The following is a 14,220-nucleotide window of genomic DNA, read 5'->3' as shown; positions in this document are numbered from 1 at the left end:
CTGTTAAAATCCCTTTTGGGCTTAAATCGTAATTGGATTTGCTTTGGCGAGGGCGTCAAAAGCCATCAGCGTTTCAATAAGTTTTGGCATCTGGTCGAGGTAAATCATATTGGGCCCGTCACAGGGGGCATTATCCGGGTCTTCATGGGTCTCCATAAAGACCGAGGCAATGCCGGTTGCGACTGCCGCACGGGCCAGAACTGGCGCAAATTCGCGCTGGCCACCAGAGGCACCGCCCAGACCACCGGGCTGGGCGACGGCATGGGTTGCATCCATCACCACGGGATAGCCGGTGCGGGCCATCTCGGGCAGGCTTTGCATATCGACCACCAGACGGTTGTAGCCAAAAGAGGCGCCCCGTTCCGTGAGCATGATGCGGCGATTGCCGGTGCTCTCAATCTTGGCAACCACATTGGGCATATCCCAAGGCGCAAGGAACTGTCCCTTTTTGACATTGATCACAGCGCCGGTGTGGCCTGCGGCCAGCAAAAGCGAGGTCTGACGGCACAGGAAGGCGGGGATCTGGATGATGTCACAAACCGCAGCCACAGGCGCGCAGTGGGCGGCCTCGTGGACGTCGGTGATAACCGGCACGCCAATGGCATCCTTTACGGATTGCAAAACCTCGAGCCCCTTGTCCAGACCCAGCGCTGGCTTGGCATTGATTGAGGTCCGGTTGGCCTTGTCGTAGGAGCCCTTACAGACAAATTGTGCCCCGACCTTCTCGCAGGCCTCCTTGAGGGACCCCGCAATCATCTGGGCGTGATCTGCGCTCTCCAGCTGGCAGGGGCCAGCCAGAATGGTCAGGGGGCGATCATTGCCGATGTTGAGGTCGGCGACTTGGATATTTTTCATGATTTACGACGAAACCTGTTCCCGGAGAATAGACGCTGTGAGTGAACACAGCAGATAGATACCGGAAAAGATCAGGAATGCCAAAATCGTATTTTCGAACTTGCGTGGATAGGTCGCCTCTTCGCTGGCCACGGGTGCCACGGCAGTGGTCAGATAGCGCACCTGGCGGTTGGCCTCCATGCGGGTGGATTCCACTTGCTGCAAGGCCGATTGCAGCATCAGATCCCGGGTTGCCAGATCCGCCTGCGCCATCTGAATTTGCACCCGGTGATTGGCAAGCGAGTTTTCGCCAGCCGAGGCATCGGTCATGCGGCCGTTCAGGCGCTCAATCACTCTGCTGACCCGGTCAATATCTGCCTTTACACCGTCGACCTTGGCGCGGTTGGGGCGGCTGTTGTCGAGCAAGGCATCCAGTTCCAGCTCTTTTTGCTGCAGCTGGATCTCAAAGGTGTTGATCTGCGAGCGCAGCGACAGGATGACGCCTTCGGGATCAAGAACCATACCATCTTGCTGCAGGTGCACCAGACGCTCCTGCGCCTCACGGCGTTTGCCCTCGGCCAGCTCCAGCGCCGCCTCAGAATCGCCAACCTGATCAGCCCGCTTTTGTTCCGACAGCTGGTTCACTTCTTCCTGGGCATAGCTAATCAGGCGGCGGGAGAACTCGGCCGAGACTTCGGGGTCGGCAGCAGAGACCTCCATACGCACCACGCCTTCGGTTGGATCGTAGCCAATCTTTACGTTTCGCGAATAGGTCTTGTAGGCCTCTTCGTTGGTGGCATCAGGGTTGAGGCGCTGGATCGGGTCAATCCAGTCCTGGGTGAAATGGGCTTTGAACCCCATCTCGTCGTCCAGTCGCAGCATGGCGCCTTTGGATTGCAGGTAGCCCTGCACCGCGATGGAGTCCTGACTGGTGGCAAACTGCGTGCCGCTCAACAACGCCGATGGCGCCGGCGCCATCGGCTTTGAGGACCAGGAATTCGGATTTCGTCGCATACATCGGCGTGGCAACGACGTAGAAGAAATATCCGGTTATCAGGGTTGGCAACATGACAAAGAACGCCAGGCGTCCCATCAGAAGGATCAGTTTGCTGCGCCGCCGCCCAGCGATATCGCGCTGGATTTCCTGAATTTCGCGGTTGCGCCGCTCGGCCGGGCTCAGGTCGGTCGAGGGGAGGGTGGTCTTTGCCACGGGCATGGTCTGGGGCAGCTGCATTGCGCCGCCCGCAGCAGGTGTATTATCCGGATGAGCCTTGTTCTGCGGCACCACAAGTTCAAGCATGTTGGCGCGCTTGAAGGGATCAATGCCTTTTTCGCGCAGCAGGCGCACGGCGTCAAAATCCGAGGTGGCGGGCAGATCGTGCTTTTGCGCCACCCGGCGCGCCATGCGCAACTGACGCCCTGTCAGCCCTTCTTTGCGGATGAGGTTGATATCTGTCTCAAGACGGGTTTCGCGCGCCGAACTCACCTCACCTGACAGGGCAGTCCCTGTCTTTGCAGACGCGGCCTGCGCCGACTGGTCTGGGCCGGATTGGTCTGGGCTGGCTTGAGCTGGGCCGGATTGGGCCGGGCTGGAGTGGGGTTGTAGCTGGGCTGACGCGCTGGCCGCTCCTGCGCTGCTTTCGGCAGCTGGTGCAGGAATGGGGCGCGCCGCAGCTGTTGCCGTGGCAGCATCCGGGCTCGCCGGGTTGCGGCGGATACGGAATTTTTTAGCCTTGGGTTTGATAGTCATAGAGCTGCTTCGCTTCTTCCAAGGTTTCAAACATGTTTAATTGCCCGTCCAGCAAAACGGCGGCGGAGCGGGCAAACTTTTCCAGCGTCTTTGCCTGATGCGAGACGATGATGATTGTCGTGGTTTGCAGGCGTTCCTGCAGGATCGCGCCGGCCTTTTTGTTAAACTCCACATCCGTGGTGCTCGGCATGCCCTCGTCGATCAGATAGATATCGAAATCCAGCGCCAGCATCAGCGAAAAGCTGAACCGCGACCGCATCCCCGAGGAATAGGTGCCAACCGGTTGGTCAAAATACTCACCCAACCCGCAGAGCCAGCGGCAGTAGGCCTCGACATAATCGGGATCCAGCCCATAAAGAGTGGCGATGTAGCGACCATTGGCCAGGGCGGAAAGTCGGCTGACCACGCCGCCCATAAACCCCAGCGGGAATGATATTTTGCAATCGCGCCGGATTTCGCCTTCATCAGGCTTTTCCAGACCTGCCATCATATTGATCAACGTCGTCTTGCCGGTGCCGTTCGGGGCGAGGATGCCAAGAGATTTGCCCAGCTCAACCTGAAAGGACGCCCGGTCAAGAATGACCTTGCGCTGGGTTCCCGTCCAAAAGGACTTGCTGACATTTTCAAACTCAAGCATCGCTTGTTCCGGTTTCGCCTGTTGTTGTCTATGATCCCTTGGCGAGGGCTTTGTGCGGCTGTTGGCTCCCAATTGGGACTGTTTGTCGTGACGGGGTTTAGGATTATCCCAAGAATGTTAAGGGTATGGGCTCTGATTTTGGCATTATTATGTCGAATGGTGACACAAAATCTCAAGGATTGATTAACCATTATGGGTGGAAACGATTACACGGTGTCCTTTGTAACTGTTTTTAAACTGGAAACAATGGGGGCGGCTTTGCAACGGGCCTGTTGCAGCAAAAGGCAGCTTCAGAGCTGACAAGAGAGGCAAGGAGGGTAGGGTCGGCGTGACACTTAGCGATGAAATCCGGGCCTGCAGGATCTGTGCAGACCGCTTTGCTGCGACGCAGAGCGCGCATCAGCCGCGACCGGTGGCCTGGTTTGCGCCACAGGCGCGGATCCTGATTGCAGGGCAGGCGCCGGGCCTGCGGGTGCACAACAGTGGCAGGCCCTTTACGGATCCGTCGGGGGATCGGTTGCGTCACTGGCTGGGCCTCAATGAGGCGCAGTTCTATGATCAGAGCAGGCTGGCGATTGTGCCCCTGGCCTTTTGCTTTCCGGGCTACAGTGCCAAAAAATCAGACCTTCCCCCCCCCTGCGATCTGTGCCGGGACCTGGCGCGACCGGGTGCTGCAAAGCCTGCCAGAGATCGAACTGACGGTTTTGGTTGGGGGGTATGCGCAGGGGTATCATCTGGGTGGCAGGGCGCCGGTCACTCAGAGAGTTGCAGCCTGGCGGGAACATGCGCCACGCGTCTTTCCCTTGCCACATCCGTCCTGGCGCAATACCGGGTGGTTGAAACAAAACCCCTGGTTTGAGGCTGAGCTGCTGCCAGTGTTGCGGGGGCGGGTAAAGGAGCTGATGAGATGAGCGAGACAACCCCACTGGATCAGGCGCATGCGACGATGCAGTCCGCACCAGAAGACGATGGCGCGCGCCTGCGGTTTTACGAACGCCTGGCCGATAGTGAATTATTCATGATGCTAAGCTGCGAGCCTGAGGGCGATCGCATCTCGCCCGAGCTGTTTGAGACACCCGAGGGGCGGTTTGTGCTGGTGTTTGACCGCGAAGAGCGGCTGGCGCAGTTTGCGGGCCGCGCTGTCCCCTATGCCGGGCTTGCCGGGCGCGGCATTGTCGACATGCTTGCAGGGCAGCAGATTGGACTGGGGGGCAATCTTGAGGTGGCGCCCTCCTCGACGCTTTTGGCGGCAGAGGCGGTGGGCTGGCTGCATGAGACCTTGCAGAATGCGCCGGACCAGGTGGAGGCCGCAATCGAAGAGCTGTTGCCGCCCGCCGGGTTGCCAGAGGTCTTGCTGACGGCACTGGACAGCAAACTGGCAACGGCGGCCGGGCTGGCTGCCTCGGCCTATCTGGTATCGCTGCGCTATCAGGGCGGCGGGCAGGGGCATCTTTTGGGGTTTGTCGAGGCAAGGCCTGAGGCCGAAGGAGCCCTGGCCAAGGCGGTTGGTGAAGCGCTGACCTTTTCGGGCATCGAGGCTGGGGCGCTGGATGTGGGGTTCTTTGCGGCCTCTGATCCCATGTCAGCCCGTTTGGCGCGGGTGGGGCTGCGGTTTGATCTGCCGCAGCCAGACGAGCCAAAGATCTATCAGCCCCGCATTCCGGGTGGGGATCCTGAGAGCCCTCCCATCCTGAAATAACCACCGTTCTGACCTGAGACAGCGGAGCGCTCCCGCCCGTCATCGCCCCTAACAGGGCTCTTCCCGTTGGGCATGGCGCCACGCGCTGCGTGGCGTGGGCAATTTGCACCGGGGCAATGGGCGAGGGGACTGATCTGTCTGGGGGAGTTTTTGGCGTGTCGTGGGAAAGACCGCTGGCGGTCCCTCAAGTCCGGTTGTCCTGAGGTGGTGTCTTGCGGTGGTCTCTTGCAGTCCCGTCCTGAGGCCGCATCCTGCCCCGGCATGTGCCGGAACAGGTTTTGTCTCCGCACAGGCGCGCGTGTGTGGATCAGCTGGTCTCTGATGCGGCGTCCAGTTTGTCCTGCGTCTGGGTGTCAAAGTCCTTGGCATCATGGCGCTCGCGCAGCTGAGTGTGCGGCTCGCCAAAGGCGCGGTTCACCATGCGGCCGCGGCTTACGGCGGGGCGGGCATCAACCTCTTTGGCCCAACGCATGACGTGTTCATAGGAGGCAACATCGAGGAATTTGGCAGCTTCATAGAGCCGTCCAAGCACCAGCTGGCCATACCAGGGCCAGATCGCGATATCGGCAATGCTGTAGTCGTCACCGGCGATAAAGCGGTTTTCTGCCAGTTGCCGGTCCAGCACGTCCAGCTGCCGTTTGGTTTCCATCGCAAAGCGATCAATGGGATACTGCCACTTTTCGGGGGCATAGGCGTAGAAGTGACCAAAGCCGCCACCCAGGTAGGGCGCACTGCCCATTTGCCAGAACAGCCAGTTCATCACTTCGGTACGGGCCGGGCCCTCGGAGGGCAGGAACGCGCCAAATTTCTCGGCGAGATGCACCAGCATGGAGCCGGATTCAAACACCCGCAAAGGTGTGTCTCCGCTGAGGTCATGCAGGGCGGGGATCTTTGAGTTGGGGTTGATGGCAACAAAATCAGAGCCGAACTGGTGGCCTTCACCGATATTGATCAGCCAGGCGTCATACTCGGCGCCACTGTGGCCCGCGGCGAGAAGCTCTTCCAGCATCACGGTGACCTTGACCCCGTTGGGGGTGGCCAGCGAGTAGAGCTGGTAGGGGTGCTTACCAACAGGCAGCTCTTTGTCATGGGTGGCGCCGGCAATGGGACGGTTGATCGAGGCGAATTTGCCGCCGCTTTGCGAATCCCAGGTCCAGACCTCTGGCGGGGTATAGGTTGTATCACTCATTTGGTAAGAACCCTGTCTTTTGCTAGTGCTTGGTTTTGCGCGCGACATGCAGCGTCGCCGCTCTGTGCTCACTGAGATATAAGTCTTGCTCAAAATTCCAATGACTGGAAGGTCTGAGAGGGTAAAATTTTTGCGCGATCACAAAAAGAGCCCTCGCAAACACAGTGACGTGAGCCCGGTTTCATGGCGCCGCTCTAGGCCATAGTCTCTTTCTCACAGCTGGCCATACCCCCGACATGGGATGGTTTTGCTGGTCCTATTTGCTGATCACAATTCGGGGGCGCCGTGATGCGCTTTTGGACCTTAAGGAGAGAAACAGATATGAAGCGTTTTGCATTTGCCACCCTTGCCGCCCTGAGTTTTGGCCTGCCTGCCTTTGCGGGTGAGCAATTCGTCGATGCCACGGGCTATGCGGTGTCCGGGTTTGATGTTGTGGCTTACCGTGGCCTTGATCAGGCACCCGTAGGTGGGGTTCAGGCGGCGGCTGTTCCGGGGCGCGCTGATATTACGGCTGAGTATAATGGCGCCAAATTTGCCTTTGCGACCGAGGCGAACCGGGCCAAATTTCTGGAGAACCCCGCGCATTTTGCACCGCAATACGATGGTCACTGCGCCTATGGCGTGTCCAAGGGCGGCAAGGTGCCGGGAAATCCGAATCTCTGGCGCATCGTCGACAATAAGCTCTATCTGAACATTACCAAAAACGTGGTGGGGTTCTGGGAAGAGGACATTCCGGGCAACATCAATCTGGCTGAAGGCAACTGGCCCGGGATCGAGCCTAATGAGGCATCAGGGAGGCCAATTCCAAATTATACCTCCAGCGCCCCCGACAAGGGCTGAGAGCAATCTGATCTCAACAGGGGCTCGGCTCTGCCCAGAACGACGTTGCTCTGCAGCCTCATACAGGCCAGTTCACTGGCCCCAGTACCTGTAGCACTGGTGGCCAGTCGAGGCAGTGGCCTGTTGCGCGGTTGACCTGTTGAGCCGGTGAGGCGGCGTGGTTCGCTGTCCACCAGAGCCGACCAGCGCCCAGCACGCGGCCAAGGCGCAAAAAGAAAAAGCCCCGCACCATGATTGGGCGGGGCTTTGTTCTGAAAAGAAATATGCGGGGGCGTGCTAGCGTTTGCGGTCGCGGCGCGCGCTCATGGGTTGGAATGCAACGCCCACATGGGCTTCGCAATAGGGTTTGCCCTGCTGCACAGGCAAGCCACAAAACCAGAAATCCTCGGTGGCAGGATCACCCACGGGCCATTTGCAGGTCCGCTCGGTCAATTCCATCAGAGAAAGCCGCTTTGCTTTCTTTTCGATCTCGTTGACCTTGGCGAGGGCCTCGGGGCTGATCTCGTTGGCCGAGGGCTGCGGCGGCAGCGGCTGGCCTGCCGGGATGATCTGCTTGCGGATCGGCACCAGAGGGCGTGCCTCTGAGCCTGTCGCGGCGGCAGGGGGCGGCGTGACCGGGCGCGCAGGCCCGGTCTTGGGCTGCGGTTTGGGCTTTGGTGCAGGTTTAGCGGCTGCTGCGGGCTTTTCCTTTGGCTCGGCGGCTGCCTTGGCACCTGTCGTCGTGCGATTGGAGAGGCCGAGGCGATGCACCTTGCCAATCACAGCATTGCGGGTCACCCCGCCCAGTTCTTTGGCGATCTGGCTGGCCGACTGACCTTCGCCCCACATCTTCTTGAGCAATTCGACGCGATCGTCTGTCCAGGACATCTGTTGCCTTTCCAAGCTAATAGCGGCCCCAGAATCCTGCGGCCGCCATCGTGTTCCGTATTCCGTGCCTATCTTAATCACTGGCGAGCGAGTTACAAGGCATCTTGCGCCTCAGAACCCAGCCGCTATGCAGGGAAAACACAACAATTGCGGTGAAACCATGCCAGAACATCAGTCAAATCGCCCTCTAGACCCTCAGGCAGGCTACCAGATAGCCCTTGGCGAGCGCCGGTTTGGCCGGGTGAATTGGTTGGGGCTGCAAACATTGGCAGGGCGTGAAATCACCCGGTTCTGGGTGGTCTGGACCCAGACATTGTTGGCGCCCCTGGTGACGGCGGCGTTGTTTTTGATGATTTTCAATCTCGCCATTGGCCCAAAGCGCGGCGATGTCATGGGGGTTCCGTTTTTGCATTTTCTGGCGCCGGGCATCATGATGATGGCGGTGATCCAGAATGCCTTTGCCAATACCTCGTCCTCGATCGGGATATCCAAGGTGCAGGGCAATATTGTCGACACCCTGATGCCGCCCTTGTCTGGCCTGGAGATCCTGCTGGGCTATCTTGCAGGCGCTGTGGTGCGGGGCACGGTGGTGGCCCTTGGCATCAGTCTGGGGCTGGCGCTGTTCTTGCAGATTATTCCGGCGCATCCGCTGGTCGCGTTGGGGTTTGTGGTGCAGGGGGCGTTGTTCCTGGGCGGGCTGGGCATCGTCGCGGGTGTCTTTGCCGAGAAATTCGACCAGATGGCGGCGATCACCAATTTTATTGTGACTCCTTTGGCCTTTTTGTCCGGCACCTTTTATTCGGTTGAGGCACTGCCGCCGGTTCTGCGTATGCTGTCGCAGTTCAACCCGGTGTTTTATCTGATTGACGGGCTGCGCTATGGCATGATTGGCACCTCAGACGGCGCGCCACTGACAGGCATGTTGATCTGCTCTGCTGCCAGCTTTGGCATCTGTCTGCTGGCCTGGTCCATGCTGCGCAGCGGCTATCGGCTCAAGGCATAGGCCTTGGGTGCACAGGCCCTGGGTCAACGGGCTCTGGGTCAACGGGCTCTGGGTCAACAGGCACGGGATCCGTAGGCAGCACAGGTTTTTGGCGGCCCTCGCGCCAGGCCAGCACTGCGGCGCCTGAGAGGATAATGCCAGCCCCGGTCAGGGTCACCAGATCGGGGGTCACGCCAAAGCCAAGAAAGTCATAGAGCGTGGCAAATATCAGCGTGGCATAGCTGAAAGGGGCGACAAAAGACGCATCAGCCCGCGCCATACCGTTGACAAAACAAGCCTGTGCGCAGGCCATCAGCACGCCCAGGGCCGCAAGCGCGCACCATTGCTCAAAATTCGGGCTTTGCCAGACAGGCAGCAAGGCCAGGCTGGCAATGGCCATTCCCAGCGCATTGTTGAACCATAAAACCTGCAGCGGCCGCTCGCGGCCTGCGAGCTTTTTGATAAAGATCAGCTCCAATCCCATCACTGCCGCCGCACTGAGCGCCAAAAGAGCCGCGGGCTGAAAGCTCGCGGGTGTTGGACGCAACAGGACCATGGCACCAAGCAGAGCGATCCCGGCCGCACTCCAGCGCCACCGGCCGACACGCTCACCCAGCAGCGGGATCGCCAGCGCCATGGCAAAGACCGGGTTCAAAAAGGCGATCGCGGTGGCGTCGGCCAGCGGAATATGGGCCACCGAGGCAAACATCAGCGTAATGCCCAGCCAGCCGCAGCTGGTGCGCCCAATATGAAGCCGCCACAACGGGCGCTGCAACCTGAACCGCAAGCTCACAACTGCGGCCGAGATCGCCATAAAAGCAAAGAGAAAGCGGCCATGACTGATCTGCATCGGATGCAGCGCCGGGCCGAGCGTCTCTGTGCCCAGGGCCTTGGCCAGCAGGGTGGTCGCCGCGATAAAAACCGAAGCGAGGGTGATCAGTGTGGCCGCCAGAGCCGGGTTTTGGGGTGTCGCGCTATGCATGTGGCAAGGGGTGCGCTGGTTGCCGCGCCTTTGCAAGGCCTTTTGTATCGCGCTCGATTTCGGGCACTGGCGGACTGGGGGAGGCTGGGGGGACTGGGGGCATCAACGGGCTTTGCACTGGTGAGTTGTACTGGTGAGTTGTACTGGTGATTTGTACTGGTGAGTTGTACTGGCAAAATGTCCGGTTGTGGTTTCGAAAGGGCTTTCTTTCCCGCAAAAGCTCCGTTATGGAACCAAGTTATGATCAAAGCCACGCATACCCTTTTGCTTCGACGCCGACGCCGTTTGGCGTAATTCGGCACTTCGATCTGTTGCCTGCTGCGTTTTTTAGCCCAGTGGCACAAAACCACTCTCTCATTATTGACCCTTTGGCCTGGCTCATGCACTGCTTTGGCCTCAACTTGTGAAAAAGGATGATCCTGATGATCGCGTCCGTATTGCCCACCTATAATCGTGCTCCGCTGGAGTTCGTAAAAGGCGAAGGTTCCTGGCTGTTTGAGGCGGACGGACGCCGATTTCTTGATCTTGGCTCGGGCATTGCGGTCAATGCGCTGGGCCATGCCAACCCGAAACTGGTTGAGGTGCTGACAACCCCGGCGCAGAGCCTCTGGCATGTCTCCAACCTCTACAAAATCCCGCAGCAGGAAAAACTGGCGGATCTTCTGGTTGAACATAGCTTTGCCGACACGGTGTTTTTCACCAACTCGGGCACCGAGGCCTGCGAGCTGGCGGTCAAGATGGCGCGCAAGTATTTTTATGAAAAAAACCAGCCCGAGCGGGTGGAGATCATCACCTTTGATGGCTCATTCCATGGCCGCTCATCCGCCGGGATTGCGGCTGCGGGCACCGAGAAGATGGTCAAGGGCTTTGGGCCGCTGTTGCCGGGCTTTGTACATCTGACCTTTGGTGACATGGACGGGCTGACCAATGCGATCAGCGCGCAAACTGCCGCGGTGCTGATTGAGCCGGTACAGGGCGAGGGCGGCATTCGCCCGGTGCCGGATGCGGAAATGAAGGCGCTGCGCCAGATCTGCGATGACGCGGGTATCTTGCTGATCCTTGATGAGGTGCAATGTGGTGTCGGCCGGACCGGCAGGTTTTTTGCCCATGAATGGGCCGGGATCACCCCGGACATCATGATGGTGGCAAAGGGCATTGGCGGCGGCTTTCCACTGGGGGCGGTGCTGGCGACCGAAGAGGCGGCCTCTGGCATGACGGCGGGCACCCATGGGTCGACCTATGGCGGCAACCCGCTGGGCTGTGCTGGTGGCTGTGCGGTGGTCGAAACAGTCATGGCGCCCGGTTTTCTCGAGGATGTAAACCGCAAGGCGGGGCTGTTGCGGCAAAAGCTCGAAGGATTGGTCGCAGCGCATTCCGAGGTGGTTGAAGAGGTGCGCGGCACGGGTCTTATGCTGGGGCTGAAATGTAAGGCTGTGAATATGGACGTGGTGCAGGCGGGCTATGACAGCGAGGTCATCACCGTGCCGGCCGCTGACAATGTTATCCGCCTTTTGCCGCGTCTTACGCTGAGCGACGATGAGATTGCCGAGGCCTTTACCCGTCTGGACAAGGCCGCCACCCAAGTTGAGACCGCCTGAAAGCGCCAAACTGAGAACGCCAAACTGAGGGCCTTAAACCTATTTTCCCAGTTGGGGCTTCTGCCCCGGGGCAGAAATGAAAAGCGATAAGATATGAACCACTTTCTTGATATTCACACCACCAGTTCAAAAGACCTGCATGGCATCCTTGATCAGGCCAAGGCGATGAAACAGGCCCGTCAGGGCCGCCCCAAGGGGATGCCGGACGATGAGCAGCCGCTGGCGGGCCAGATGGTTGCCCTGATCTTTGAAAAACCCTCAACCCGGACCCGCATCTCCTTTGATGTCGGCGTGCGTCAGATGGGCGGCCAGAGCATGGTGCTCTCGGGCAAAGACATGCAGCTGGGGCACGGCGAGACCATCGCCGACACGGCGCGGGTGATGTCGCGCTATGTGGATCTGATCATGATCCGGACCTTTGATGAGGCGGTGCTCACAGAGATGTCTGAATATGCCTCGGTGCCGGTGATCAATGGCCTCACCGACCGCGCGCACCCCTGCCAGATCATGGCCGATATCCAGACCTATGAAGAGCATCGCGGCTCGATCAAGGGCAAAAAGGTGGTCTGGGCTGGCGACGGCAACAACGTCTGCGCCTCATTTTTGCACGCGGCGGCGCAGTTTGGCTTTGATCTCACCTTTACCGGCCCGGCGCAGCTGGACCCGGAAGAGGAATTTGTCGGCCTCGCGCGTAAGGCGGGCTCAAAGGTGGTGATCGAGCGCGACGCGTTCAAGGCGGTTGAGGGCGCCGATCTCATTGTGGCGGACACCTGGGTCAGCATGCATGACAGCCAGTCCTCGAAAGAGCGGCGTCACAACATGCTGCGGCCCTATCAGGTCAATGATGAGCTGATGTCCCATGCCAAACCGGATGCGTTGTTCATGCATTGCCTGCCGGCCCACCGCCAAGAAGAGGTGACCTCTTCGGTGATGGATGGGCCGCAATCGGTGATCTTCGGCGAGCCCGAGAACCGCCTGCATGCGCAAAAAGCCATCATGCGCTGGTGCCTTGGCGTCTGAGATACCTCAGTTCATGGCGTAAGGCCGCTCTTGGGACTGGCCGACCCTGGGACTGGCCAATTTGAGGACTGGCCAATTTGAAAAACTTCTGCAACCCTCGCGTTATTCAACTAGCGCGGGGGTTTTATCATGGAACGGCACCGGGATCAGCAGATGGGGCAGAGCTGGGCCCTTTTGGTCGTTGATATGCAGATGGAGATGGCAAATGCTACGGCAGCTGGCCTGCCGCGCGCCAACCCGCGTGCCAACCCGAGCGTTGAGCAAAACATCGCGCAATTGCTGGCCGGCTTTCGCGCCGCTGACCTTCCGGTTGTGCATGTGATGCATGATGACCCACGTCCCCAAAGCAAGTTTCGCCGCGATCTGGCCTCGGGTCAGCCCATGCCCTGCGCGCAGCCTTTAAGCAGCGAGCCTGTGTTCTGGAAGACGGGTTCTTCTGGATTTGTCGGCACCGGTCTGGCAGAGGCGCTGCGGGCGCGGGGCATCAGCAAGCTGGTGATCGTGGGCGGTGTCGCAGCATTTTGCGTTAACTCGACCGCGCGGTCGGCCGCCAACCTCGGGTTTCAGATTGAGGTGGTCGAGGATGCGCTGATTGCTTTTGCCCTGCCGGCCCGCAAGGGCGGTGATCTCGACGCCGAGGTGGTGCTGGAGGTGCGCTTTCGGCGCTGCAGGCGGGGTTTGGGACGGGTTTGCCAACAGCACAGGTGCTGGAGCGGCTTACTGTGCCAGCATGAGCGGGGTCAAGCCACCACATATCGTGATTGCCGGCGCCGGGCTGATCGGATGCTTCTGTGGTGGGCTCTGGGCTGCTGCGGGCTACCCTGTGACCTTGCTGGGGCGCAGGCGGGTGTTGGACCCCATCGCGCAGGCGGGCCTGGCGGTGACTGATTTTTCCGGTCTGAAAAAAGCGGTGAGCGCGGGGCATGTGCAGTGCAGCGAAGACCCCAGCGTGCTTGCGGGTGCAGATTTGGTGATTGTCGCGGTGAAAACAAGCGCCACTGCGGCGATGGGGCAGCAGATTGCCTTGCATGCCCCGCCCTACTCGCCGGTGTTCAGCTTTCAAAATGGCATGGGCAATGCCACCTTGCTGCAGCAGATGTTGCCGGGGCGGGATGTGCGTGCGGCAATGGTGCCTTTTAATGTGGTGACGCCTGAGATGCCTGCGCCGCTGTCAAAACAGATGGAAGGTCAAGAAAGCAGTCCTTCCGGGGATCAAAGCCCTGCTGTTGCTCAGCCTGTATTTCACCGGGCCTCTTCAGGGAACATCGTGATTGCCGCAGGGCCAGGACATTGGGGGCGCCGCCTGTCGGTGCCGGGCCTTGCGGTGGTGGAAAGCGCTGATATTTCTGGGGTGCAATGGGGCAAGCTGTTGATCAATCTAAATAATGCTCTGAACGCGCTGTCTGGGGTGCCCTGATGACGCAGCTGCAAAACCGCCAGTGGCGGCGTCTGATGGCTGACCAGATGGCCGAAGCGATCCGGGTCATGCAGGCGGCAGGGCTGCGGCCGGTCTCAACCACACCACTCCCGGTTTGGATGAGCCCGTATATTCTGCGCCTGCCGACCTGGGCGTTTAGCCGCATCGCGGCCCAGATGCTGACAATTGACCCCTCTGCGCGCAGCTCAATGGCGCAGGATCTGATACAGGGGCGGATAACCGAGGTGGATGCGCTGCAGGGCGAAATTCAACGCCTGGGGCAGGCGCATGGTGTCGCCACACCGATCTGTGACGTGGTGATGCAACTGATCCGGCAGGCCGAGATGAAAAAGGCCGGGCTGCCAAAGATGCAGCCCGGCCAGATCTAGCAGTTTTCTGCTGTCG

13 protein-coding genes and 2 pseudogenes are annotated in these 14,220 nt (G+C 59.7%); 9 read left to right on the top strand and 6 right to left on the bottom strand.

Going from position 1 to position 14,220, the window contains the following annotated elements:
- Positions 1 to 21 precede the first annotated feature (21 nt).
- The 3 genes and pseudogenes from kdsA to B4968_RS07655 all read right to left on the bottom strand — a co-directional run bounded on the left by kdsA (position 22) and on the right by B4968_RS07655 (position 3,221).
- Positions 22 to 855, bottom strand: coding sequence for a 3-deoxy-8-phosphooctulonate synthase (gene kdsA / locus B4968_RS07665; RefSeq protein WP_083097959.1), 834 nt, complete (start codon positions 853 to 855; stop codon positions 22 to 24).
- Positions 856 to 858: 3 nt separating this feature from the next.
- Positions 859 to 2,584 (bottom strand): annotated as a pseudogene (locus B4968_RS07660) (KpsE/RkpR family capsule polysaccharide export protein).
- Entirely contained in the window at positions 2,562 to 3,221 is a 660-nt protein-coding gene (locus B4968_RS07655) for an ABC transporter ATP-binding protein (protein WP_083097957.1), read from the bottom strand. The pseudogene B4968_RS07660 and the gene B4968_RS07655 overlap by 23 nt, the downstream one beginning before the upstream one ends.
- A gap of 328 nt (positions 3,222 to 3,549) precedes the next feature.
- Here B4968_RS07655 and B4968_RS07650 point away from each other — a divergent pair.
- Both B4968_RS07650 and B4968_RS07645 read left to right on the top strand, forming a co-directional pair.
- Positions 3,550 to 4,132: pseudogene (locus B4968_RS07650) on the top strand (uracil-DNA glycosylase family protein).
- Positions 4,129 to 4,920, top strand: a complete 792-nt coding sequence (locus B4968_RS07645; protein WP_083097954.1) for an SseB family protein — start codon at positions 4,129 to 4,131, stop codon at positions 4,918 to 4,920. The pseudogene B4968_RS07650 and the gene B4968_RS07645 overlap by 4 nt, the downstream one beginning before the upstream one ends.
- 307 nt (positions 4,921 to 5,227) lie before the next feature.
- Here B4968_RS07645 and yghU read toward each other — a convergent pair whose 3' ends face one another.
- Positions 5,228 to 6,109 (bottom strand): glutathione-dependent disulfide-bond oxidoreductase, encoded by an 882-nt coding sequence (yghU, locus tag B4968_RS07640; RefSeq protein WP_083097952.1) that lies wholly within the window; start codon positions 6,107 to 6,109, stop codon positions 5,228 to 5,230.
- 321 nt (positions 6,110 to 6,430) lie between these two features.
- On the opposite strand from yghU, the gene B4968_RS07635 reads away from it, so the two are divergent.
- Positions 6,431 to 6,949, top strand: coding sequence for a YHS domain-containing (seleno)protein (locus B4968_RS07635; RefSeq protein ID WP_083097949.1), 519 nt, complete (start codon positions 6,431 to 6,433; stop codon positions 6,947 to 6,949).
- Positions 6,950 to 7,225: 276 nt separating this feature from the next.
- Here the strand turns inward: B4968_RS07635 and B4968_RS07630 are convergent, their stop codons facing one another.
- Positions 7,226 to 7,816: a GcrA family cell cycle regulator gene (locus tag B4968_RS07630; RefSeq protein WP_083097947.1), complete on the bottom strand. Its 591-nt coding sequence runs from the start codon at positions 7,814 to 7,816 to the stop codon at positions 7,226 to 7,228.
- 160 nt (positions 7,817 to 7,976) lie between these two features.
- Between B4968_RS07630 and B4968_RS07625 the strand changes: the two genes are divergently transcribed.
- Positions 7,977 to 8,819 (top strand): ABC transporter permease, encoded by an 843-nt coding sequence (locus tag B4968_RS07625; RefSeq protein ID WP_083098010.1) that lies wholly within the window; start codon positions 7,977 to 7,979, stop codon positions 8,817 to 8,819.
- Here the strand turns inward: B4968_RS07625 and B4968_RS07620 are convergent.
- Positions 8,809 to 9,780 carry a DMT family transporter gene (locus B4968_RS07620; protein ID WP_083097945.1) on the bottom strand — a complete coding sequence of 324 codons (972 nt, stop codon included), beginning with the start codon at positions 9,778 to 9,780 and terminating at the stop codon, positions 8,809 to 8,811. The genes B4968_RS07625 and B4968_RS07620 overlap by 11 nt on opposite strands.
- Positions 9,781 to 10,202: 422 nt before the next feature.
- Here B4968_RS07620 and B4968_RS07615 point away from each other — a divergent pair, with 422 nt between their 5' ends.
- The 5 genes from B4968_RS07615 (at position 10,203) to B4968_RS24175 (ending at position 14,204) form a co-directional block, all read left to right on the top strand.
- Positions 10,203 to 11,378 carry an aspartate aminotransferase family protein gene (locus B4968_RS07615; RefSeq protein WP_083098009.1) on the top strand — a complete coding sequence of 392 codons (1,176 nt, stop codon included), beginning with the start codon at positions 10,203 to 10,205 and terminating at the stop codon, positions 11,376 to 11,378.
- Positions 11,379 to 11,471: 93 nt separating this feature from the next.
- Positions 11,472 to 12,398 carry an ornithine carbamoyltransferase gene (gene argF / locus B4968_RS07610; protein ID WP_083097943.1) on the top strand — a complete coding sequence of 309 codons (927 nt, stop codon included), beginning with the start codon at positions 11,472 to 11,474 and terminating at the stop codon, positions 12,396 to 12,398.
- Between the two features lie 129 nt (positions 12,399 to 12,527).
- Positions 12,528 to 13,286, top strand: coding sequence for a cysteine hydrolase family protein (locus B4968_RS07605; protein ID WP_241525624.1), 759 nt, complete (start codon positions 12,528 to 12,530; stop codon positions 13,284 to 13,286).
- Complete coding sequence (locus tag B4968_RS24180) at positions 13,174 to 13,815, top strand: 2-dehydropantoate 2-reductase N-terminal domain-containing protein (RefSeq protein WP_241525625.1); 642 nt, start codon at positions 13,174 to 13,176, stop codon at positions 13,813 to 13,815. The genes B4968_RS07605 and B4968_RS24180 overlap by 113 nt, the downstream gene beginning before the upstream one ends.
- Positions 13,815 to 14,204 carry a ketopantoate reductase C-terminal domain-containing protein gene (locus tag B4968_RS24175; RefSeq protein WP_241525623.1) on the top strand — a complete coding sequence of 130 codons (390 nt, stop codon included), beginning with the start codon at positions 13,815 to 13,817 and terminating at the stop codon, positions 14,202 to 14,204. Before B4968_RS24180 ends, B4968_RS24175 begins: the two co-directional genes overlap by 1 nt.
- The last annotated feature ends 16 nt before the right edge of the window (positions 14,205 to 14,220 follow it).

Origin of the sequence: Pseudophaeobacter leonis, assembly GCF_002087335.1 — a bacterium.
Classification (GTDB): Bacteria; Pseudomonadota; Alphaproteobacteria; order Rhodobacterales; family Rhodobacteraceae; genus Pseudophaeobacter; species Pseudophaeobacter leonis.
This window is presented reverse-complemented; position numbering and strand designations above follow the sequence as displayed.

What these genes read in the sequence shown, in the direction of transcription:
- kdsA (WP_083097959.1), bottom strand. Translation starts at nt 855, where the DNA reads ATGAAAAATATCCAAGTCGCCGACCTCAACATCGGCAATGATCGCCCC.
- B4968_RS07655 (WP_083097957.1), bottom strand. Translation starts at nt 3,221, where the DNA reads ATGCTTGAGTTTGAAAATGTCAGCAAGTCCTTTTGGACGGGAACCCAG.
- B4968_RS07645 (WP_083097954.1), top strand. Translation starts at nt 4,129, where the DNA reads ATGAGCGAGACAACCCCACTGGATCAGGCGCATGCGACGATGCAGTCC.
- yghU (WP_083097952.1), bottom strand. Translation starts at nt 6,109, where the DNA reads ATGAGTGATACAACCTATACCCCGCCAGAGGTCTGGACCTGGGATTCG.
- B4968_RS07635 (WP_083097949.1), top strand. Translation starts at nt 6,431, where the DNA reads ATGAAGCGTTTTGCATTTGCCACCCTTGCCGCCCTGAGTTTTGGCCTG.
- B4968_RS07630 (WP_083097947.1), bottom strand. Translation starts at nt 7,816, where the DNA reads ATGTCCTGGACAGACGATCGCGTCGAATTGCTCAAGAAGATGTGGGGC.
- B4968_RS07625 (WP_083098010.1), top strand. Translation starts at nt 7,977, where the DNA reads ATGCCAGAACATCAGTCAAATCGCCCTCTAGACCCTCAGGCAGGCTAC.
- B4968_RS07620 (WP_083097945.1), bottom strand. Translation starts at nt 9,780, where the DNA reads ATGCATAGCGCGACACCCCAAAACCCGGCTCTGGCGGCCACACTGATC.
- B4968_RS07615 (WP_083098009.1), top strand. Translation starts at nt 10,203, where the DNA reads ATGATCGCGTCCGTATTGCCCACCTATAATCGTGCTCCGCTGGAGTTC.
- argF (WP_083097943.1), top strand. Translation starts at nt 11,472, where the DNA reads ATGAACCACTTTCTTGATATTCACACCACCAGTTCAAAAGACCTGCAT.
- B4968_RS07605 (WP_241525624.1), top strand. Translation starts at nt 12,528, where the DNA reads ATGGAACGGCACCGGGATCAGCAGATGGGGCAGAGCTGGGCCCTTTTG.
- B4968_RS24175 (WP_241525623.1), top strand. Translation starts at nt 13,815, where the DNA reads ATGACGCAGCTGCAAAACCGCCAGTGGCGGCGTCTGATGGCTGACCAG.